This is a genomic window from Pseudomonas sp. EpS/L25 (assembly GCF_001512295.1).
In the GTDB taxonomy this organism is placed as follows: Bacteria; Pseudomonadota; Gammaproteobacteria; order Pseudomonadales; family Pseudomonadaceae; genus Chryseomonas.
The window spans coordinates 343,058-363,482 of the sequence record NZ_LNUP01000015.1; the positions used below are offsets into that span (position 1 = coordinate 343,058).

At 66.1% G+C, this 20,425-nt stretch carries 16 protein-coding genes and 1 pseudogene; 9 read left to right on the forward strand and 8 right to left on the reverse strand.

The genetic code is table 11. From position 1 onward, the window contains the following. The 5 genes and pseudogenes from AR540_RS26295 to AR540_RS18145 form a co-directional block, all read left to right on the forward strand. Nucleotides 1–120 (forward strand): annotated as a pseudogene (locus AR540_RS26295) (IS30 family transposase); the annotation flags it as partial. 321 nt (nt 121–441) lie between these two features. Beyond that, a complete protein-coding gene (locus tag AR540_RS18130) occupies nt 442–2,883 on the forward strand; it encodes a glycogen/starch/alpha-glucan phosphorylase (protein WP_059230674.1) in 2,442 nt (813 codons plus the stop codon). A gap of 201 nt (nt 2,884–3,084) precedes the next feature. Beyond that, nucleotides 3,085–5,181, forward strand: a complete 2,097-nt coding sequence (glgX, locus tag AR540_RS18135) for a glycogen debranching protein GlgX (protein WP_059230676.1) — start codon at nt 3,085–3,087, stop codon at nt 5,179–5,181. 166 nt (nt 5,182–5,347) lie between these two features. Further along, on the forward strand, nt 5,348–6,358 hold the full coding sequence (locus tag AR540_RS18140) for a class 1 fructose-bisphosphatase (protein ID WP_059230678.1): 1,011 nt from the start codon (nt 5,348–5,350) through the stop codon (nt 6,356–6,358). Nucleotides 6,359–6,524: 166 nt separating this feature from the next. Next, nucleotides 6,525–7,130, forward strand: coding sequence for a hypothetical protein (locus AR540_RS18145; protein WP_059230680.1), 606 nt, complete (start codon nt 6,525–6,527; stop codon nt 7,128–7,130). A 34-nt stretch (nt 7,131–7,164) separates the two neighbouring features. On the opposite strand, the gene copD is transcribed toward AR540_RS18145, so the two are convergent. The 8 genes from copD to AR540_RS18185 all read right to left on the reverse strand — a co-directional run bounded on the left by copD (nt 7,165) and on the right by AR540_RS18185 (nt 15,445). Beyond that, nucleotides 7,165–8,058 carry a copper homeostasis membrane protein CopD gene (gene copD, locus AR540_RS18150; RefSeq protein ID WP_059230681.1) on the reverse strand — a complete coding sequence of 298 codons (894 nt, stop codon included), beginning with the start codon at nt 8,056–8,058 and terminating at the stop codon, nt 7,165–7,167. Nucleotides 8,059–8,073: 15 nt separating this feature from the next. After that, a complete protein-coding gene (copC, locus tag AR540_RS18155; RefSeq protein ID WP_059230684.1) occupies nt 8,074–8,448 on the reverse strand; it encodes a copper homeostasis periplasmic binding protein CopC in 375 nt (124 codons plus the stop codon). Nucleotides 8,449–8,482: 34 nt separating this feature from the next. Then, entirely contained in the window at nt 8,483–10,261 is a 1,779-nt protein-coding gene (locus tag AR540_RS18160) for a SulP family inorganic anion transporter (RefSeq protein ID WP_059230685.1), read from the reverse strand. Between the two features lie 223 nt (nt 10,262–10,484). Then, nucleotides 10,485–11,696, reverse strand: a complete 1,212-nt coding sequence (locus AR540_RS18165) for an ammonium transporter (RefSeq protein WP_059230687.1) — start codon at nt 11,694–11,696, stop codon at nt 10,485–10,487. Between the two features lie 196 nt (nt 11,697–11,892). Beyond that, entirely contained in the window at nt 11,893–12,477 is a 585-nt protein-coding gene (locus AR540_RS18170; protein ID WP_059230689.1) for an IMPACT family protein, read from the reverse strand. Next, nucleotides 12,474–13,130 carry a TetR/AcrR family transcriptional regulator gene (locus AR540_RS18175; protein WP_059230690.1) on the reverse strand — a complete coding sequence of 219 codons (657 nt, stop codon included), beginning with the start codon at nt 13,128–13,130 and terminating at the stop codon, nt 12,474–12,476. The genes AR540_RS18170 and AR540_RS18175 overlap by 4 nt, the downstream gene beginning before the upstream one ends. A gap of 70 nt (nt 13,131–13,200) precedes the next feature. Next, nucleotides 13,201–14,577 (reverse strand): uracil-xanthine permease family protein, encoded by a 1,377-nt coding sequence (locus AR540_RS18180; protein ID WP_059230692.1) that lies wholly within the window; start codon nt 14,575–14,577, stop codon nt 13,201–13,203. A 70-nt stretch (nt 14,578–14,647) separates the two neighbouring features. After that, on the reverse strand, nt 14,648–15,445 hold the full coding sequence (locus AR540_RS18185) for an outer membrane protein OmpK (RefSeq protein ID WP_059230694.1): 798 nt from the start codon (nt 15,443–15,445) through the stop codon (nt 14,648–14,650). A gap of 287 nt (nt 15,446–15,732) precedes the next feature. Between AR540_RS18185 and AR540_RS18190 the strand changes: the two genes are divergently transcribed. From AR540_RS18190 to AR540_RS18205, 4 genes are all read left to right on the forward strand, one after another. Continuing rightward, on the forward strand, nt 15,733–16,110 hold the full coding sequence (locus AR540_RS18190; protein ID WP_059230695.1) for a hypothetical protein: 378 nt from the start codon (nt 15,733–15,735) through the stop codon (nt 16,108–16,110). A gap of 701 nt (nt 16,111–16,811) precedes the next feature. Next, complete coding sequence (gene uvsE, locus AR540_RS18195; RefSeq protein WP_059230697.1) at nt 16,812–17,888, forward strand: UV DNA damage repair endonuclease UvsE; 1,077 nt, start codon at nt 16,812–16,814, stop codon at nt 17,886–17,888. 321 nt (nt 17,889–18,209) lie between these two features. Then, nucleotides 18,210–19,127: an aldo/keto reductase gene (locus tag AR540_RS18200; RefSeq protein ID WP_059230699.1), complete on the forward strand. Its 918-nt coding sequence runs from the start codon at nt 18,210–18,212 to the stop codon at nt 19,125–19,127. Further along, nucleotides 19,128–20,420, forward strand: coding sequence for an NTP/NDP exchange transporter (locus AR540_RS18205; RefSeq protein WP_059230701.1), 1,293 nt, complete (start codon nt 19,128–19,130; stop codon nt 20,418–20,420). Nucleotides 20,421–20,425 lie beyond the last annotated feature (5 nt).

Below are 20,425 nucleotides of genomic sequence, written 5' to 3' on the forward strand. Positions count from 1 at the left end.
CTCTATTCGCAGGACGAACTGGATGAAGTGGCTCGGCAGTTAAACGAGCGTCCCAGAAAGACCCTGGGGTACTCGACTCCCGCCGAGTGTTTTAACCACGCTGTTGCGTCGACCGGTTGAATCCACAGGGAAAAGCTGACGATAGAAAGGTGGCAGGGGACCTTCCGCGGCCTGGCTGGTCGAAAAAAGCTTGGAGCTCCCCGGCGTTTCGCCTACAAGTAGGGGGGAAAGGTTCCAGCCGCGCTGTACGCGGCCACTTCGCGATCTGATTCCTAAGGCGTGTCTGAAAAGTCGCCGAGCGAAGGTGAGGCAAGGCAAAAATCAGCGAGGAAGCGGAGTTTACGAGCGGTAAATGAGCATTCCGAGCTGATTTTTAACGCAGCATCACCGATGCGCAGGTACTTTTCAGGCAAGCCTAAGCGCTTGCAGAGGTCAATCCTGATGACAAGACCCCGCTTCATCTCGCCCAACGAAGTTTCCGCGCTGCGTACCAACATCCTCTCCAAGCTCACCTATGCCGTCGGCAAGGACCCGGACAACGCCCTCGACCACGACTGGTTCCAGGCCACCGCCCTGGCCGCGCGCGACTACATCGTCGACCGCTGGATGAGTCGTACCCGCGAGGCCTATCGCACCGGCCAGAAGCGCGTCTACTACCTCTCCCTGGAATTCCTCATCGGTCGGTTGCTGATCGACAGCCTGTCCAACCTCGGTATCCTCGAAGAGACCCGTCGCGCCCTGGCCGACCTCGGTGTCGACCTGGAGCGCATCCGCGGCCTGGAACCGGACGCCGCCCTCGGCAACGGCGGTCTCGGGCGCCTGGCGGCCTGCTTCATGGAAAGCATGGCCACCCTGGGGATCGCCAGCCACGGCTACGGCATCCGCTACGAGCACGGCCTGTTCCGCCAGGTCATCGCCGATGGCTTCCAGCTGGAGCAGCCGGAGAACTGGCTGGACTTCGGCAACCCCTGGGAATTCGAGCGCGCCGAGGTGGTGTACGAGATCGGCTTTGGTGGCCATGTCGCGCCCTACGGCGAAGGCGATCCGCGCCGGCAGATCTGGAATCCCGGCGAGCGCATCCGCGCGGTGGCCTACGACACCCCGGTGATCGGCTGGGGCGGGGAGGGGGCCAACACCCTGAGACTCTGGCGTGCCCGGCCGCTGGAGATCCTCCACCTGGAAACCTTCAACGCCGGCGACCACGTCGGCGCCGTCGCCAACGAAGCCCGCGCCGAGAGCATCTCGCGGGTGCTCTATCCAGCCGACAGCAGCGAAGCCGGCCAGGAACTGCGCCTGCGCCAGGAATACTTCTTCGTCGCCGCCTCCCTGGCCGACCTGACCCGCCGCCACCTCAAGCAGTACAACGACCTGCTCAGCCTGCCCGAGCATGTGTCCATCCAGCTCAACGACACCCACCCGGCCATCGCCGTCGCCGAGCTGATGCGCCTGCTGGTGGATATCCACGGCATTCCCTGGGACGCGGCCTGGAGCACCACCGTCGGCACCCTCAGCTACACCAACCATACCCTGCTGCCGGAGGCCCTGGAGACCTGGCCGGTGCAACTGATGGAGCGCCTGCTGCCGCGGCACATGCAGATCATCTACCTGATCAACGCCCAGTTCCTCGACTCCCTGCGCGCCCGCGGCGAAACCGATGGCGCCATGATCTCCTACGTCTCCCTGATCGACGAAAGCCAGGGCCGTCGGGTGCGCATGGGCAACCTGGCCTTCCTCGGCTCCCACAGCATCAACGGCGTCTCCGGGTTGCACACCGACCTGATGCGCAAGACGGTCTTCCGCTCGCTGCACCGCCTCTATCCGGATCGCATCAACAACAAGACCAACGGCATCACCTTCCGCCGCTGGCTGCACCAGGCCAACCCGGCGCTCACCGACCTGCTGGTGGATACCCTCGGTCAGGGCGTGCTGGACGATCCCGAGAGGACCCTGCCGGAGCTCAAGCCCTACGCCAACGACAGCAATTTCCGTGAGCGCTTCGCCTTGCAACGCCAGCGCAACAAGGACACCTTCACCGGTCTGGTGAAACAGCGGATGGAGATCGACCTCGACCCCAGTGCGCTGTTCGACGTCCAGATCAAGCGCATCCACGAGTACAAGCGGCAGCTGATGAACCTGTTGCAGACCATCGCCCTGTACCAGGCGATCCGCGACAACCCCAATGGTGACTGGACGCCACGGGTCAAGATCTTCGCTGGCAAGGCCGCGGCCAGCTACCACCAGGCCAAGCTGATCATCAAGCTGGCCAACGACGTGGCCAAGGTGGTCAACAACGATCCCCTGACCCGCGACCTGCTCAAGGTGGTGTTCCTGCCCAACTACAACGTCAGCCTGGCCGAGGTCATGATCCCGGCGGCGGATCTGTCCGAGCAGATTTCCACCGCCGGCATGGAGGCTTCGGGCACCAGCAACATGAAGTTCGGCCTCAATGGCGCCCTCACCATCGGTACCCTCGATGGTGCCAACGTGGAGATGTGCGAACTGATCGGTGCCGAGCACATGTTCATCTTCGGTCTCAAGGCCGCCGAGGTAGAGGAGCGCCAGCGCAGCGGCGGGATTTCCTCGGACATCATCGAGAATTCGCCGCGCCTCTCCCAGGTCCTGGCGGGCCTGCGCGGCGGCCAGTTCTCGCCCGAGGACCCGGCGCGCTACAACAGCCTGCTCGACGTCCTCACCTGGCACGACCGCTTCCTCGTCTGCGCCGACTTCGATGCCTACTGGGACGCCCAGCGCCAGGTGGAAATGCGCTGGCAGCAGCCGGACAAATGGTGGCAATCGGCGGTGATCAACACCTCCAGCATGGGCTGGTTCTCCTCGGACCGTACCATCCGCGAATACGCCACGGAAATCTGGAAGGCGCTGTAATCGGCTGGTTGTCTGAGCGCGGCCGTTCAGCCGATGTATCGCGGCCATGGGCCGCTCCTACGGGCGCTTGATACACCTGTAGGAGCGGCCCATGGCCGCGATTAAAGCCACACCGGAACGGGTCCCGACTGAGAACCCCTGTTGCCCCCGGCGTCTACATTCCTGAAGCATCCGCCCCGCAAGCCTGTCACCGGAGTCCCCATGCCCCGCACCTTCACCCGCCTCGAGGCGGGCTGCCCCGACCATTACGGCGCCACCCTCGTCGACGACGGGATCAACTTCGCCGTCTGGTCGCCCGCTGCCGAAGCCGTCGAACTCTGCCTCTACGCTGCCAAGGGCGAGGCTGAAACCCAGCGCCTGGTCTTTCGCGAGCATGAAGGTGGGGTCTGGCATGGCTTCCTGCCCGGTGCCAAGCCAGGCCTGAGATATGGCCTACGCGCCCAAGGGGCCTATCGCCCCCAGGACGGCCTCAGGTTCAATGTCCGCAAGCTGCTGGTGGACCCCTGGGCCCTGGCGGTGGATCGGCCCTTCCAACTGCACCCCAGCACCTACGGCTTCCACCCCGACGATCCCAGCCGCCCGGACGAACGCGACAGCGGCCCCCACGTCCCCAAGGCCATCGTCCTGCCGCCCTTACCAGCCCTGACCCCGGCACCCAAGCGCCGCGACGCCGGCCTGATCTACGAACTGCACGTGCGCGGCCAGACCAGGTTGCATCCCAGGGTCCCGGCCCGCCAGCGCGGCACCCTGGCCGCGCTGCGCCATCCGGCGTTGATCGAGCATTGGCAGCGCCTGGGCGTCACCACCCTGGAATTGCTGCCCATCGCTGCTTGGGCCGATGATCGCCATCTGCCGGCCCTGGGGCTGGCCAACTACTGGGGCTACAACCCGGTAGTCATGGGCGCCGTCGATCCGCGCCTGGCCGGGTCCAATGCCCTGGGCGAGCTGCGCGAGACGGTGGCCACCCTGCAGGCAGCCGGCTTCGAGGTGCTGCTCGACGTGGTCTTCAACCACACCGGCGAAGGTGATGAACTCGGCCCCACCTTCAACCTGCGCGGCCTGGACAACGCCGGCTATTACCGGCTGCAGCCGGACGATCCGGCGCGTTATATCAACGACATGGGCTGCGGCAACTGCCTGGCGCTCTATAGCCCGCCGGCGTTGCGTCTGACCCTGGACAGCCTGCGCCACTGGGTCACCGCTGCGGGCGTCGACGGCTTCCGCTTCGATCTGGCGCCCGCGCTGGGTCGGCTGGAAAGCGGCTTCGATCGCGATGCGCCGCTGCTCCAGGCCCTGGCCCAGGATCCGCTGCTGCGCCAGGTGCGGCTGGTGGCCGAACCCTGGGACATAGGGCCCGGCGGCCACCAGGTCGGCGCCTTCCGTGCTCCCTGGCAGGAATGGAACGATGCCTTCCGGGACGACGTGCGTCGTTTCTGGCGTGGCGACGAGGGCCTGCGCGGTGCCCTGGCCACCCGCCTGGCTGGCAGTGCCGACCTGTTCGGCGTGGGCGATCGCCCGCTGCGCACCAGCGTCAACTTCATCACCGCCCATGATGGCTTCACCCTGGCCGACCTGGTCAGTTATGCCGAAAAGCACAACGAGGCCAACGGCGAAGGCAATAGGGACGGCACCACCGACAACAAGAGCTGGAACAACGGCGTGGAAGGACCGAGCGACGACCCGGCCATCAAGGAAGCTCGCGCCGCCGACCAGCGTGCCCTGCTGGCGACCCTGATCCTCGCCGGGGGCGAGCCCATGCTCACCGCCGGTGACGAATTCGGTCGCACCCAGCAGGGCAACAACAATGCCTACGTGCAGGACAATGAACTTTCCTGGCTCGACTGGCAGCAGGCCGCCAGCCCGGCAGGGCAACGGCAGAACGTCTTCGTCGGCCGGCTCATGGCGTTGCGCCGCGTCCATCCCGCCCTGCAGGCCCGGCGCCTGCTCGGGCGGCCTGATCCCAATGGCTGGGTTCAGATCGAATGGCTCGATGCCGACGGTACGCCCATGAACGACGGTCGCTGGCAGACCGCCGGCAGCCTGCCGCTCGCCCTCACCCTCGAACCCCTGGACGGCGACGGTCAGCCACAGGCGGCGCGAATCTGGCTGGCCTTCCAGCCCCGCCGCGAGGAAATCGCCTTGCACCTGCCCCCGTCACGTGACGGACATCACTGGGTGATACAGCTGGACAGTCGCCAGCCTGAACTGGAACCCGGCTCGGCAGTCTATCCCAGCGCCGAAAATCTCCGTGCTGGCCGAGGCGTACTGCTGGCCGTGGAGACCCCGGACGCGTCCTGAGCACCGCGAGACGTCGCCCCTGGCGATGTCGGTGACGCCCGCCCTGGGCCGGCGTCGCCTCCTGGCGTGCAGTGCGTCCCGGCCCTGGCTGGTCCCTTCGCTCTGCTTGAGACGGAGCTTGAGCTTTGGCGCTACACTCGCGCCCATCATTACAAGGAGCACCGCGATGTCCCGGATATCCCTCAGTCGTTACCTCATCGAGCAGACCCGCAGCCACAAGACCCCGGCCGACCTGCGCTTCCTCATCGAAGTCGTGGCGCGGGCGTGCAAGCGCATCAGCTACGAGGTGTCCAAGGGAGCGCTGGGTGGCGTCCTCGGCAGCATGGGCACCGAGAACGTCCAGGGTGAGGTGCAGAAGAAGCTGGACGTCCTGTCCAACGAGATCCTGCTGGAAGCCAACGAATGGGGCGGCACCCTGGCCGGCATGGCCTCCGAGGAGATGGACCAGGTTCACCAGATCCCCGGTCACTACCCCAAGGGTGCCTACCTGCTGATGTTCGATCCGCTGGACGGCTCGTCCAACATCGACGTCAACGTCTCCGTCGGCACCATCTTCTCCATCCTGCGCAAGGACTTCGTCAGCAGCACCACCGGTGACGTGACCGAAGAAGCCTTCATGCAGAAGGGCACCGAGCAGGTGGCCGCCGGCTACGCCATCTACGGCCCCCAGACCATGCTGGTGCTGACCCTGGGCGACGGCGTCAAGGGCTTCACCCTGGATCGCGAGCTGGGCAGCTTCGTGCTGACCCACGAAGACATCACCATCCCCGAGACCACCGCCGAATTCGCCATCAACATGTCCAACCAGCGCCACTGGGATGCCCCGGTCAAGCGCTACGTCGACGAGATGCTGGCCGGCAAGGAAGGCCCCCTGGGCAAGAACTACAACATGCGCTGGATCGCCTCCATGGTGGCCGACGTCCATCGCATCCTCACCCGCGGTGGCATCTTCATGTATCCCCGCGACGCCCGTGAGCCGGAAAAGCCCGGCAAGCTGCGCCTGATGTACGAGGCCAATCCCATGGCTCTGCTGGTGGAGCAGGCCGGTGGCGCCGCCACCAACGGCCACCAGCGCATCCTCGACGTCCAGCCCGACGGCCTGCACCAGCGGGTAGCCGTGTTCCTGGGCTCCAAGGAAGAAGTCCTGCGCGTGACCGAGTACCACCGTCAGCGTTGATTCCTCTGCCGGACCGCCTGCAACGGGTGGTCCGGTCGCTTCGCTCTCCACCTCTCCTGCCGTTCAGCTTCGATTCAGTACCGTTAATCCGCCGATAACCTGCACGCCGCCAAGATGGCCCCGCAGCCGGTCGGGCTGTATTCGAATTGCGTGAGGAGTCATCAACATGAATGCCCTGAAATCCCGTGTCGTCCTCTTCGGCCTGCTGGCCCTGGCCAGCCACTCGGTCTTCGCCGCCGATACCCAGAACTTCGCCGGCCTCACCTACGGCAAGAGCTACGACAACTTCGACAACAGCCACGCGCTCAATCGCAACCTGAACAGCCCCGACACCGACGGCGCCATCGACGGCAACAACACCTGGGGCCTGCGCCTCGGCCAGCAGAACGACGCCGGGCGCTACTACGCCACCCTCGACCAGGTCAGCGGCAGCAGTGATGGCATCAAGCTCAGGCAGCAGGATCTCACCGGCAGCTACGATGCCTTCTACCCGCTGAGCAACAGTACCAAGCTGTTCGGCGGTGGCACCCTGGGCCTGACGCGGGTCACCCAGGATGGCTCCAGCTACAGCCACAACGGCGATACCGGCTACCTGGCCGGTGTCCAGGCGGGCATCCTGCAGCAGGTCAACGACCGTACCTCGTTGGAGGCGGGCTACCGCTACCTGCGCAGTAACGCCAAGCCGGACATCGACCAGGACGGCACCAAGCTCGGCTCGACCGAGCTCGACAGCACCAAGGAAATCTACCTGGGCATGAACGTCTACTTCTGAGACGTCGCCGGGGCGGTGACCGCCGCCCCGGTCTTCAGGAGTACGGATCCAGGCCCGAGAAGACGGCGACCAGCGCCACGGCCAGTACGCCGAGGCCGATCTCCACGGCGGTGGCCCGGCGCAGCCAGCGCAGGGCCTGCGGTTCCCGACCCAGTCGCGGCACCAGCACGTAGCGATTGACCAGGGCCAGGGCGACCATCCCGCCCACCACCAGCACCTTGGCCAGCAGCAGACCGGAGTAGGGCGTGAGGTGCACCAGGCCCTCGGGGCCGAGGATCAGCAGGCTGTTGCACGCTCCGCTCAGCAGGGCCAGCGCCACACTCACCTGGCCCGGCAGCGAATACCCCCGCAACAGAGACTGGACATCGTCCTTCAGGACCGCAGGCGGTCGCGACAGGCACAGCAGCACCCCGGGCAGGCTACCCAGCCAGAGACCGCCGCTCAGTAGATGTACCCCCTGATTCAACTGGTGCGCCAGGCCCAGTCCGCCGCCGATCGCCGCCGCGTGCCCACCCAGCGCGAAGCTGGCCAGCAGCGCTCCGCTCAGCCCGGCCAGCAGCCAGCTGCCCCGCTCCTGCCGTCCGCTCAGCAGCCAGAGCGCCACCAGGCAGCCCAGGGGCAATTGCCAGCGCCAGGGTTGTCCTGCCTCGGTGGCCAGATAGAGACGCCAGAGGGAAAGGTCGAAGGCGTCCGCCCAGCCATCGCCCACCAGCGCCGCCTGCAAAGGCAACTGGGCGACCAGGCCGAGCAACAGCAGGGCGCCAAGGGTACGTGCCGCGGTGCGGGCGCGCTGCAGCAGCCATCCGCGTAGCCCAGGCCGCCCCAGGCCGAGCGCCAGCACCAGATAGCCCCAGCTCAGCAACAGTGGCAGCAGCAGCGCGCGGCTGAGCGGTCGCCAGGCGTCGGGCGTCGCCAGTCCGCCGTCCATGAAAGCGTGCCGCCCTTACTGGACGGTGAAGCGATAGTCGCCCTGGGTCTTGTGCCCATCCTTGGCCAGTACCCGCCATTTCACCTCATAGCGACCTGCCGGCAGCGGCGCTTCCAGCGGCACCTCCAGGGTCCGGGCATCCGTGCCGGAAATGACCTTGCCGGTGGTGATCGCCGTACTGGCCTGGCCGTCCAGCCGTTGCAACTGCACCTGGCTGAGCGATGCCTCGATGCCCTCGGAAAAGGTCAGGCTCAACTGCTTGGGTGCCTGGCTGCTGGTGCTGTCCGGCGCGGGCTCGGCGTTCTTGAGATGACCATGGGCCAGGGCCAGGCCGGGCACCAGCAGGCAGGCCAGGGCGAGCGAACGAACACGGGGCGGGACAACGGGCATGACGATCTCCAGTGGCAGGATGCAAAGCGCCAGCTTAGCAGTCCGGCTGGCGCGCGTCCGTCTCGGCCGCTCGCGCCGCGCACTCCACGAAGGTCCGCGCGGTACAGGTGCGGCAGACCTCCGGGTCAAGGCGTGGATAGATGCTGCGCAAGGCCTGGTCCTTGGACGAGAACACATGGTGCTCGCCCAGCTCCTTGAGGAAGCCGGTCTTGGCGAACAACTGCAGCACCGGTGTCCGTGGGCGATGGAAATACAGATCGCCGCCCTGGGCGCGGCGCTCGCGCCATTCGCGGCGCCAGAGGTCGTTACCGGCCAGGTCGATGAAATTCATGCTCTTGGTCATGAACAGCGCGTGCTTCTGGCTTGGCTGGGCCCGGCGGAAGCCGTCCAACTGGTCGGTGACATGCTGCACGGCGCCGAAGAACACCGAACCTTCCACCCGCACCAGCTTCAGCTGCGGGCATTCCTGCGCCTGATGGCCCAGTTCGTCCAGCGGAGTGAAGCGGCGCTCGGGCGTGCTGGCATCCGGCACCAGCGGCCGGATCGCCGGATGCGAGGTGCGATAGAGATAAGCCACCAGCGACACCAGGGTGCCCAGTAGCACCGCGCGGTCCAACGGAATGGTCAGGGTCGCCAGTAAGGTCACGCCCGCTACCAGCGCCTCGGTGCGACTGACCCGCAGCACCTCGCGCCAGCGCCCCACATCCAGCAGGCCGCGGGCCACCAGCAGCAGGGTGGCGGCAATGGCGGCCAGTGGAATGCTGGCGATCAGCGCGCCGCCGAAGGCCACCAGCGCCACCACCAGCAGGGCGGCGAACACCGCTGCCAGGGGCGTGCGGGCGCCGGCCTCCAGATTGGGCATGGATCTGTTCAGCGACCCGCAGGACACATAGGCCGAGAAGCAGCCACCGGCGAGATTGCCCAGCCCCTGGCCGATGAATTCGCGATTGATGTCCAGCCGCTGGCCGGAGCGCTGGGCCACCGCCTTGGCGATGGACAGCGACTGCCCCAGCGCCACCAGCGTCAGGGCCACGGCGATCCCGGAGAGATTGCCCAGGTCCGTCAGGGTGACGTCTGGCAGATGGAAGGGTGGCAATGCCGAAGGGATGCGTCCCACCGTGGCGATCCCCTGGGCCGCGCCGGGTAGGCCGCGCTCCAGCAGCCAGGCGCAGAGACAGCCGGCCAGCAGCCCCAGCAGCATCGTCGGCCAGCGCGGCTTCAGCCGGCGCAGCAGCAGGGTGGCTGCCAGGGTCACCAGGCCGATCACCAGCGACGGCCAGTGGATCGCCAGCGGATGAGCGAAGAGGTAGCCGAGGATGCCGAACGCCGAGGTGCCCAGCGGCGGTGACAGCCCGAACAGATCCTTCAGTGAATAGAGGCCGATCAGCACGGCGGCGCCGCTCATGAAGCCCAGCAGCACCGAGGGCGAGATGAAGTTGGCCACCGCGCCGAGACGCAGCGCCCCCACCGTCAATTGCAGCAGGCCGACCAGCAGGGTCACCGCCAGGGCCAGGTCTATGTAGGGGCCCGAACCCGCGAGCGCCAATGGCGAGAGGGCGGCGAGCAGGGCCAGGGAGTTGGCGTTGGTCGGCCCGGTGACCACATGGCGACTGGAACCCGCCAGGGCGGCGACGATGCAGGGCACCACGGCGCCGTAGACCCCGTACTGCGGTGGCAATCCGGCCAGGGTGGCGAAGGCCACGCCCTGAGGCAGCGCCAGTACCGCCCCCAACAGGCCCGCGCCCAGATCCGCTTTCAGGGTGCTGCGGTCCACCTCGCGAAGCCAGGGCAGCAGGGTGGAGAGGGCGGACATGGGGCACTCCTTGACGAGGGACGAGCCACTGTACCGATTCCGGCGACCGCTGGGCTACCGATGTCCCGCCGTCCACGGTCGTCGCCACGACATGCCGGGCCGACGGCGCACCGTGTTCATTTCTTCACCAGTCGCCAGCGAAGCTCTCTAGGTGGCGTTCTGCTGGCTTCATGCACGGGTTATCCACATCCCTGTGCACGGGCATTGTGGGTAACCCGAGCGATCAGCCGTCGTGACTGTTGGCGGCGATGCGATGGATCGACAGGTCGGCGCCCTGGTACTCCTCTTCCCGGCTCAGGCGCAGACCCAGTACCACCTTGAGCAGTCCATACACCGCCAGCCCGCCGACCAGGGCGATGGCGATACCCAGCGCCGTGCCGGCCAGTTGCGCCAGCAGGCTCACGCCCCCCAGCCCGCCGAGCGCCGCCTGGCCGAACAGGCCACAGGCGATGCCGCCCCAGGCACCGCACAGTCCGTGCAGCGGCCAGACCCCCAGGACGTCATCCAGCTTCCAGCGCGTCTGCACGGCGGTGAAGGCCCAGACGAACAGCGCTCCCGCCACCAGACCAGTGACCAGGGCGGCGATGGGATGCAGCAGGTCGGAACCGGCGCAGATGGCCACCAGCCCGGCCAAGGGACCGTTGTGCAAGAAGCCCGGGTCGTTGCGTCCCAGCAACAGCGCGGCGGCCGTCCCGCCGACCATGGCCATCAGCGAATTCAGCGCCACCAGGCCACTGACACCGGCCAGGCTCTGGGCGCTCATGACGTTGAAGCCGAACCAGCCGACGATCAGGATCCACGAGCCCAGCGCCAGGAAGGGAATGTTCGACGGCGGAAAGGCCACCAGCCGCCCTTCGCGATAACGCCCCTGCCGCGGTCCCAGCAGCATCACCGCGGCCAGCGCCAGCCAGCCGCCCACCGCATGGACCACCACCGAGCCGGCGAAGTCATGGAAGCGCGCGCCGAACAGCGCCTCGAAGCGGTCCTGCAGATCCAGGTTGTTGTTCCACACCAGGCCCTCGAAGCAGGGATAGACGAAGGCCACGATCAGCGCCGTGGCGCACAGCTGCGGTGCGAAGCGCGCGCGCTCGGCGATGCCTCCGGAAATGATCGCCGGGATGGCCGCGGCGAAGGTCGCCAGGAAAAAGAACTTCACCAGTCCGTAGCCACTGTCGGCGGTCAGTACCTGCGCCGGGGCGAAGAAGGTCACGCCGTAGGCGATCCAGTAGCCAACGAAGAAATACACCAGGGTCGAGATGGCGAAATCGGCGAGGATCTTGGACAAGGCATTCACTTGATTCTTGTGCCTGACCGTACCCGCTTCGAGAAAGGCGAAGCCGGCGTGCATGGCCAGTACCATCACGGCACCCGCCAGCAGGAACAGGGTATTGGCACCTTGGACCAGGGTGGCCACGGCGGAAGGCAGTTCGTTCATCAGGGCAGTCTTCTGAAAGGGTTTGCACCAAAAACATGCTCATCGGTCGTTTGATGCGCTATTTTTGTGCGCAATACGACTCTCGGCAGTTTCACTCTTGCCGCCGGATAGGACTCGGTGCCGGAATGGCGCAGGAGTGCGCCAAGGCGGTGCGGGTCATGAAGGCGTGCACCGCCAGGTAGCAAAGGTCGTGCCGCTAGAGGGCGCGCAGGACGATGCGTCCGCTGCTCACATTGGTCAGGAGCGTCGCCACCTCGTCCCGTCGTGGCGGCTCTACCGCGATCCGCAGTGCGACCTCCAGGGCCTGGTAGTCCTCGTCGAGTACCACGACCGCCAGGGTCGCCAGTCGCGCCTTGAGCAACGGCCACTCTGCATAGGTGCAAGCGAAGCCGAACTCCTGGCGCACCACTAGCGGCTGCTTGTCCGCCTGCTGCAGACAGCGCGCGGCGCAACCGCCATAGGCACGCACCAGTCCGCCCGTACCCAGCTTGATGCCGCCATACCAGCGAATGACCACCACCACGACCTGATCACAATCCTGCCCCTCGATGGCCGCCAGGATGGGGCGGCCGGCGGTACCCCCGGGTTCGCCATCGTCGTTGAAGCGATACTGGTTGCCGAGCTTCCAGGCCCAGCAGTTGTGGGTCGCGGTCGGCACGCTCACCCGCTCGATGAAGGCCATGGCGGCGTCCACGCTCGCCACCGGGGCGGCGAGGGCGAGAAAACGACTCTTGCGCACCTCTTCCTCGCAGGAGGCGTCCTGCGTCAGCGTGAATGTCATGGTGCCTTGAGACCCAGTCCCTTCAGCACGACATGGGTCAGGGTCCGGGATGCCTCCTCGAAATCCTGCCGCGTCAGGCGCGTACGTCCCGTCACCCGACAGATCTGGCTGGCGAAGTCGGCATAGTGCTGGGTACTGCTCCAAAGCAGGAAGATGACATGGATGGGGTCCACCGGGTCCATCTTGCCGGCAGCGATCCAGGCCTCGAACACCGCCGCCCGACTGCGGAACCAGGCCTGGTAGTCCTGGTTGAAGTACTCGTACAGGCAGGTGCCGCCGCCGATGATCTCCATCGCGAAGATCCGCGAGGCCAGTGGCTGGCGGCGCGAGAACTCCAGCTTGGCGCGGATGTAGCGGGCCAGCGCCTCGGCCGGATCGTCGTCCACCGTCAGATGGTTGAAGGTGCTGTCCCACAGCTCGAGGATGTTGCCCAGCACCGCCATATAGAGGCCGAGCTTGTTGTTGAAATAGTAGTGGAGATTGGCCTTGGGCAGCCCCACGCGCTGGGCGATGGTGTTCATGCTGGTGCCCTTGAAGCCATTGCGGGCGAATTCCTCCTCCGCCGCGGCGAGGATCAGCTCCTCGTTCTTCTGCCGGATGCGACCGGCCGGTTTGTCCTGGCCGGTGTAGTGGGCGGGTACGAGTAGGGTCATGACGACTGCAGGGTCCGAGGGCGGGGCAGGCATCAATAGCGCACCCCTTGCCTCGGACACAAGTCTCCGCTCAAGGGTGCTGCGCCGAGGGGTTGCCCTCGGTCACCGGTGCAGTGCGCTCCTCGGGCAGCAGCAGGTTGAGGAGGATGGCGGTGATGCCGCCACTGGTGATCGCGGTATCGAACAGATTCTTCACCAGCGGCGGTAGCTGATCCAGCAACGTCGGCTGGCTGGCTACGCCCAGCCCTACGCCCAGGGAGGTGGCGATGATCAGCAGGCTGCGGCGGTCCAGGCTGCACTGCGCCAGCAGGCGGATACCCGCCGCGGCGACGCTGCCGAACAGCACCAGCGTCGCACCCCCCAGCACCGGCTTGGGGATTTGCTGCAGGACGGCGCCGAGCACCGGGAACAGGCCCAGCAACAGTAAGATGCCGCCGATCCAGTAGCCTACGTAGCGACTGGCTACGCCGGTGAGCTGGATCACGCCGTTGTTCTGCGCGAAGGTGGTGCTGGGAAAGGTATTGAAGGTGGCCGCCACCAGGCAGGCGACGCCATCGCCCAGCACGCCGCCCCGGATGCGCCGCAGATAGGCCGGTCCTTCGATGGGCTGCCGCGAGATCAGGCAGTTGGCGGTCAGGTCGCCGGTGGTCTCGAGAGTGCTGATCAGATAGATCAGCGCCACCGGCAGGAAGGCCGACCAGTCGAAGGCGAAGCCGAAGTGGAAGGGGAGGGGGACGCTCACCAAAGGCAGCGGCGGCAAGGGCTGGGGTTTCAGCAGGCCGCAGGCCCAGGCGGCCAGCGAGCCGACCAGCAGGCCGATCACCACCGCCGACAGCCGTAGCCAGGGCCGTCGCGACAGATTCAGGCCGATGATGACCACCAGCACCAGTCCACCCAATGCCAGGTTGGTCGGTGCGCCGAAGTCGCTGGCCTTGGCGCCGCCGCCGAGGTCGGTCACGCCCACCCTGATCAGGCTCACACCGATCAGGGTGATGACGATGCCCGTCACCAGGGGCGTGATCACCCGGCGTAACAGACCCAGGCACTGACTCAGGCCTATCTGCACGAAGGCGCCGAAGAAACAGACGCCGAAGATCATCGCCAGGATGTCCTCCGACGTGCCGCCGCGCTGCTTTACCAGCATTCCCGCCGCCAGCACCGCCGACAGGAAGGAGAAACTGGTGCCCTGCAGGCAGATCATGCCGGCGCCCAGCCCGCCTGGGGCCCGCGCCTGCAGGAAGGTGCCGACACCCGATACCATCAGTCCCATGCTGATCAGATAGGGCAGGTGCTCGTGCAGGCCCAGGGCGCCGGCGATGATCAGCGGCGGAGTGACGATTCCCACGAAGCTGGCCAGCACATGCTGCAGCGCGGCGCAAAAGGCCGCGAGGGGCGCTGGGCGATCGTCCAGGCCATAGAGAAGATCGTCCCGGGAAGGAGTGGTCATGGATGATTACCTCACATCGAATCCGCGGGTGCGGACGGCAGCGACAGGACCGCGGATGGCCCTGGGCGACTTAGAATTGATACTTCACCAGGAAGCTGAAGACGCTCTGGTCGGTACGGAAACCCTCGCTGTCCTTGATGCCGTACTTGTCCGACCAGTAGTCGTACTCGGTACCTACATAAAGGTGCTTGGCCTCGTAGCCCATGGCTTTGCCCAGGTCGTACTTGATCTGCGGATTGAAGTGCAGGTTGGCGTGGTAGCCGCCCTTGTTGTTCATCACCCAATCCATGTAGCCATCGATGAGCAGGTCCGAGTTGCCCAGCGGCAGGGTATAGGCCCACACCGGCGTGAGCTGCCAGGCCCCGGAAGGCGCGCTGCCGCCATCGGGCTTGCGGTAATAGAGATTCAGCTGGAAGTAGTCGAAACCTGGCACCTTGAGATCGAAGCCCGGGCCCACCAGGTAGTTGCGCTGGTCGCGGCCGGCGCCGCTGCCATCGTTCTGGTCGTACTCCAGCGTCGTGGCCAGCAGGACATCGCTGACCGGCCCGAAGGAAAGATCCTTGCCGGACAGCTTGCCGAACGACAGCCGCGGACTGACCTCGCCATAGAAGCCCTGGTGTCCATCGCTGGCATTGCTCGCACCGTTGAACCAGATGCTGTCGACGAACAGGAAGAGGTCGCCCCAGGTCCAGGCGCTGGCGTGCTCGAAGGTGACGGTCTGCTGAATGTGCGGATCGACCCGGAAATCCTTGCCATATAGATAGGTGAGGCTTTCGCCATGCCACAGCAGCGGGCTGTCGTCGGCCTCGACTGTAGCTGTGGCCAACAGGCTGCCCGTCAGTAGTGTGGCGGTTAAGATTCTGCGCATTTCAGCTCCCCAGATGACTTTCTCGTTATGGTTTCCTGTCCCCACGGCCAGGTATCGCCGTCGTTAGCAATATCGAAGCCACTTCCGCGATTGTGGATAAAGTGATTGTTTTTCAATGATATAGATATCGCTTGGGATGGCTGCAGGCAGGTGCCTCAGGCCTGGAACCTGACCGCTCGCTCAGTTTCTGTGCGGGGCAGGCGTCTGCCTGGGTGCCCGTGCTTCGAAAGGGAGCGCGGTTCCGGCTGGCCGGTGCTAAGGTTCGTAACGACTCGGAGGAGACCGTCATGAAATGGCTTGCTGGTGTTTTCGCCGTCCTGCTCTGTAGTACCTCTGCGCTTGCCCAGGTCGCCCAGGGCGGGACGGGGCAGCCGGGCATTCTGATGATCACGCGCAATGACGCCTACCCGGGCTCGGGGTGCGATATCGGCCTGGTGATCCAGGGACGCCTGGCCGGAACCCTCATGGCTGGCCAGAGTGCCTCCTTCAACCTGCCTCCGGGAGAGATCGCGGTGAGCCTCACCTCATCCGGTCCCGGCGCCTGTGCCGCTCCCATGGCCAGTGCCGTGTCCCAGTCCATCCTCCTGGCGCCCGGCGAGATCAAGCAATACCGGATCATCGGCACCGAGGCGGGCTATCGCCTGGCGCCCATTCCCCTTTATTGAATATTCTCGAAATAACCTGTTGACCTGCCCCAAAACTCCCCTATAATGTGCCCCACTTCCGGCGCAGCCGCTGAAGCGGCTTGAAAATCAAGCACTTAGGTCTGGGTCGGGCGAGTGCTCCACGGAGTCCTCGCGGTTGGGTCAACGCCTTCGGGTGATGGCGCAGTGAAGGGGAGGGGTTGACAGCGTCTTGGGATGCTGTAGGATTCGCCTCCCGCTGCCGAGATTGGCTAGGCCGGTCAGGGTGGCGCAAGTGGTTGAGTTGAAACGAAAAGTTCAAATCAACGCTTGACAGGATGTGAGGCTGGCGTAGAATGCGCGCCTCGGTTAGCGGCTCGGGTCGCAGCCAACTGCTCTTTAACAAGTTGAATCAAGCAATTCGTGTGGGTGCTTGTGAGAGGTCAGCAGGGGGCGGGACCGGCTCCTACACGTGCTCGAAACACTGCGGCCCTACAGCCTGCCCCCTGCTGCTCTCACCTCCATCCTAACGGCAAGCCAAGACACAAGCGGCCCATGGCCGCGATGGCCGCGCTAACGTTGGATCTCAATAGCTTACCGCTGCCATACCGCCCCCTCTCCGGCCGGGGTGAGGGCAACCCCGGCCCCTGCATTCCAAGGCACCACCCCTCCACCCATCACCCCACCCGCACCCAGGCGGCGCGCTGCGGACTAATCCCTAGAGTCCCTGTCCCGAGCGTCCCATGTATCGAATCGGCTTCGCCTGCATGTACCGTCACCCCGAGCGCAGCCTGTCGCTCAAGGCACTGGAGCAGGTCGAGCGGGCCTTCAATACCCGCACCACCACCCTGCGCTGGCTGGGCAGCGTCGAGCGCGCCGCCGCCGAGGCCAAGTTGCTCGATGTGGTCACCCACAACCTGGATGCCCAGCTGAGATTCGTCGAGCACGTCGCCGACCTGCCGGACAACCTGCGCATGCTGCGCCTGAGCAGTGACCTGCTGCCCTTCTACAGCCACGCCGAGTTCGCCTACTTCTATCGTTCCCAGGAGCTTCAACAACTGTTGGAGGATCGCTTCGGCCGGCTGGGCGAGCTGGCGCGCCGCCGCGACGTGCGGCTGTCGCTGCATCCGGGGCAATTCTGCGTGCTGGGTTCGGATCGCCCCGAGGTGGTGGAGAACAGCCTGGCGGAATTCGAATACCACGCCGACATGATCCGGCTGATGGGCTACGGCCAGAGATTCCAGGACTTCAAGTGCAACGTGCACATCGCCGGTCGCCTGGGCGTGCCCGGCATCCGCGCGGTCTGGCCGCGTCTGTCGAGCGAGGCGCGCAACTGCATCACCTTCGAGAACGATGAAAAGACCTATGGCGTCGACGACTGCCTGCAACTGGCCGACCTCGCCCCGGTGGTGCTGGACATCCACCATTGCTGGATCCACGAGGAGGCCTACATCGATCCCTGGGAGCCGCGCGTGGCGCGGATCATCGACAGCTGGCGCGGCGTGCGCCCGGCCATGCACTACTCCCAGCCGCCGGAGGCACTGCTGGAAATGGGCGTCTCGCCCAGCGAGCGGATCGATATCAAGTTCCTGCTGCAAGAGATCAGCAAGCGGTTGCTCTACGGCCACAGCGACATGATGTGGAACGACTGGTGCAATCGCTACGCCTGCCAGTTCCTCGACCGTTTCGACATCATGTTCGAGGCCAAGCACAAGAACGTGACGGTGCGGGATTTCTACGACCGCTATCTGGGTGGCGATGGCAGCCTGCCGCCGGCGGATCATGGCATTCTCGCGGGCCAGGATGCCGCCAACCCGTAGCGTGGAAAACCGCGCAGCGTTTTCCACGGGTGGGCCCTGACGCCATCAGTGGACAAGGCTGCGCCGTTGTCCACGCTACCGGGAGCCTTTCCCCAGCCGCTTGCCTTGCGTCGTAGCGTGGAAAACCGCGTAGTGTTTTCCACTGAGAGGCTCGGACATGAACGTTGGACAAGGCTGTGTCTTTGTCCAGGCTACAAAGATCTCCCGCCGGCCGGCTGTACGAAGGACGCAACATGCTGCAATGAGCCTGACAAGCGACACCCCAGGCAAAGGGCTTAACTCAAGGGTCATCCTTCCCCACTGATCGTCGCGAGGCCCGCCATGCCGACCCGTCGTCATTTCCTGCAGACCACCACCGCCCTGGTCGCCGCCGTGACCGCGGCGCCCTGGCTGTGGCAGAGCGCCCTGGCCGCCGAGCCGCTGCTGACCCGCAAGATCCCGCGCAGCGGCGAGGCGCTACCCGTCATCGGTCTGGGCACCTCGGGCAACCTGAACGTCGAGCTGACCGACGCCGCCCTGGCGCCGCTGCAAGAGGTGCTCAAGGCCTTGCTCGACGGCGGCGGCAGCCTCATCGATACCGCGCCCAGCTATGGCAACTCCGAGCGGGTGGCCGGCGAGCTGGTCAAGCGCGCCCAGGCCCGGGAGCGGGTCTTTCTCGCCACCAAGGTGTCGTCCACCGGGCGCGAACGCGGCGCGGCGCAACTGGCCGCCAGCTTCCAGGCCCTGCAGACCGACCGCCTGGATCTGGTCCAGGTGCACAACCTGCAGGACACCGCCAACCAGCTCGCCCTGCTGCGCGAACAGCAGCAGGCCGGCAAGGTGCGCTACGTGGGTGTCACCCACTACCGCGAGGCGGCGCTGGACGATCTGCTCGCCACCCTGAAACAGGAGCAGGTCGACTTCGTGCAATTCAACTATTCGGTGGGCGAGCGCGAAGCCGAAAAGCGCCTGCTGCCCTATTGCCGTGACCAGGGTATCGCCGTGCTGATCAACCGGCCGTTCCAGCGCGGCAATCTGCTCTCCGGCACCCGCGGCAAGCCGCTGCCACCGCTGGCCGCCGAACTAGGCGCGACCAGTTGGGCGCAGTTGCTGCTCAAGTTCATCCTCGCCGACCCGGCGGTGACCGCGGTGATTCCGGCCACCAGCAATCCGCGCTACATGGTCGACAACCTCCAGGCCGGGCGCGGGCGGCTGCCCGATACCCGTCAGCGCGAGGCCATCGCCGGGTTGTTCGCCTAGATGAAGGACTGGCTCGGCCGCGTCCTCGACGCCCGTGCCGGCGAGTCGCCCGCGGCCCTGGCGGGCTTCGCGTTGTTCCTCTGCCTGTTCGCCGGCTACTTCATGCTGCGGCCGATCCGCGAGGCCATGGGCATCGCCGGTGGGGTGGACAATCTGCAGTGGCTGTTCACCGCCACCTTCGTGGTGATGCTGGTCGCCGTACCCCTGTTCGCCTGGCTCAATTCGCGGGTGGCGCGCCGGCGCTTCGTCGACTGGGTCTATGGCTTCTTCGCCCTCAACCTGCTGGCCTTCGCCGCCTGCTTCGCAGGCCTGGGCGACAGCGTCTGGCTGGCGCGCACCTTCTATGTCTGGATCTCGGTCTACAACCTCTTCGTGGTCTCGGTGGCCTGGAGTCTGATGGCCGATGTCTTCGATGGTGCCCAGGCGCGGCGGCTGTTCGCCTTCATCGCCGCCGGGGCCAGCGTCGGCGGGCTGCTCGGTCCGGTGTTGGCCGCGGCCCTGGCCCCGCTGGTCGGCGAGGCCGGCCTGGCGCTGCTGGCCGCCGCGCTGCTGCTCCTGGCGCTCACGCTCAAGGCCTATCTGCTGGGCTGGCGCGAGATCCGGGGCGCCGGGCGCCCAGGCGCGCCACCGACCGAAAGTCCGCGCCGGCCGGTGGCCGGCAATCCCTTCAGCGGCCTGACCCGGGTGCTGGCGTCACCCTATCTGCTGGCGGTGAGCGCCTTCGTCATCCTGCTGGCCACGGTCAGTACCTTTCTCTACTTCGAGCAGGCGCGGCTGGTGGCCGAGCTGTTTCCCGACCGTGCGCGCCAGGTGCAGGTGTTCGGCCTGCTGGACTTCGTGGTCCAGGCCGGCGCCCTGGCCAGCCAGGTGCTGATCACCGGCCGCCTGGCCCAGCGCCTGGGCGTGCGGGTACTGCTGGCCGGGGTGCCGCTGCTGATGTGCGTGGGCTTCGTGGGGCTGGCGCTGCTGCCCACCTTCGCCGTGCTGGCGGGGCTGATGATCGTGCGACGCATCGGCGAATACGCCTTCATCCGCCCGGGCCGCGAGATGCTCTTCGCGCCGCTGGACGCCGAGACCAAGTACAAGGCCAAGAACTTCATCGACACCGTGGTCTATCGCGCCGGCGACGCCGCCAGCGGCTGGGCCAAGAGCCTGCTGGACCTGCTCGGCCACGGCGCCTGGCTGCCGGCGCTGGTCGGCGCGGGCTGTGCGGCGCTCTGGGCCTGGCTCGGCTTCTACCTGGGCCGGCGGGCGGATCAGGCGGTCCAGGCGAGCGCCACGGAGCGGCGCTGAATACC

Bases quoted from the DNA above. Each gene is read 5' to 3' on its own strand.
- AR540_RS18130 (WP_059230674.1), top strand. From the start codon at position 442: ATGACAAGACCCCGCTTCATCTCGCCCAACGAAGTTTCCGCGCTGCGT.
- glgX (WP_059230676.1), top strand. From the start codon at position 3,085: ATGCCCCGCACCTTCACCCGCCTCGAGGCGGGCTGCCCCGACCATTAC.
- AR540_RS18140 (WP_059230678.1), top strand. From the start codon at position 5,348: ATGTCCCGGATATCCCTCAGTCGTTACCTCATCGAGCAGACCCGCAGC.
- AR540_RS18145 (WP_059230680.1), top strand. From the start codon at position 6,525: ATGAATGCCCTGAAATCCCGTGTCGTCCTCTTCGGCCTGCTGGCCCTG.
- copD (WP_059230681.1), bottom strand. From the start codon at position 8,058: ATGGACGGCGGACTGGCGACGCCCGACGCCTGGCGACCGCTCAGCCGC.
- copC (WP_059230684.1), bottom strand. From the start codon at position 8,448: ATGCCCGTTGTCCCGCCCCGTGTTCGTTCGCTCGCCCTGGCCTGCCTG.
- AR540_RS18160 (WP_059230685.1), bottom strand. From the start codon at position 10,261: ATGTCCGCCCTCTCCACCCTGCTGCCCTGGCTTCGCGAGGTGGACCGC.
- AR540_RS18165 (WP_059230687.1), bottom strand. From the start codon at position 11,696: ATGAACGAACTGCCTTCCGCCGTGGCCACCCTGGTCCAAGGTGCCAAT.
- AR540_RS18170 (WP_059230689.1), bottom strand. From the start codon at position 12,477: ATGACATTCACGCTGACGCAGGACGCCTCCTGCGAGGAAGAGGTGCGC.
- AR540_RS18175 (WP_059230690.1), bottom strand. From the start codon at position 13,130: ATGACCCTACTCGTACCCGCCCACTACACCGGCCAGGACAAACCGGCC.
- AR540_RS18180 (WP_059230692.1), bottom strand. From the start codon at position 14,577: ATGACCACTCCTTCCCGGGACGATCTTCTCTATGGCCTGGACGATCGC.
- AR540_RS18185 (WP_059230694.1), bottom strand. From the start codon at position 15,445: ATGCGCAGAATCTTAACCGCCACACTACTGACGGGCAGCCTGTTGGCC.
- AR540_RS18190 (WP_059230695.1), top strand. From the start codon at position 15,733: ATGAAATGGCTTGCTGGTGTTTTCGCCGTCCTGCTCTGTAGTACCTCT.
- uvsE (WP_059230697.1), top strand. From the start codon at position 16,812: ATGTATCGAATCGGCTTCGCCTGCATGTACCGTCACCCCGAGCGCAGC.
- AR540_RS18200 (WP_059230699.1), top strand. From the start codon at position 18,210: ATGCCGACCCGTCGTCATTTCCTGCAGACCACCACCGCCCTGGTCGCC.
- AR540_RS18205 (WP_059230701.1), top strand. From the start codon at position 19,128: ATGAAGGACTGGCTCGGCCGCGTCCTCGACGCCCGTGCCGGCGAGTCG.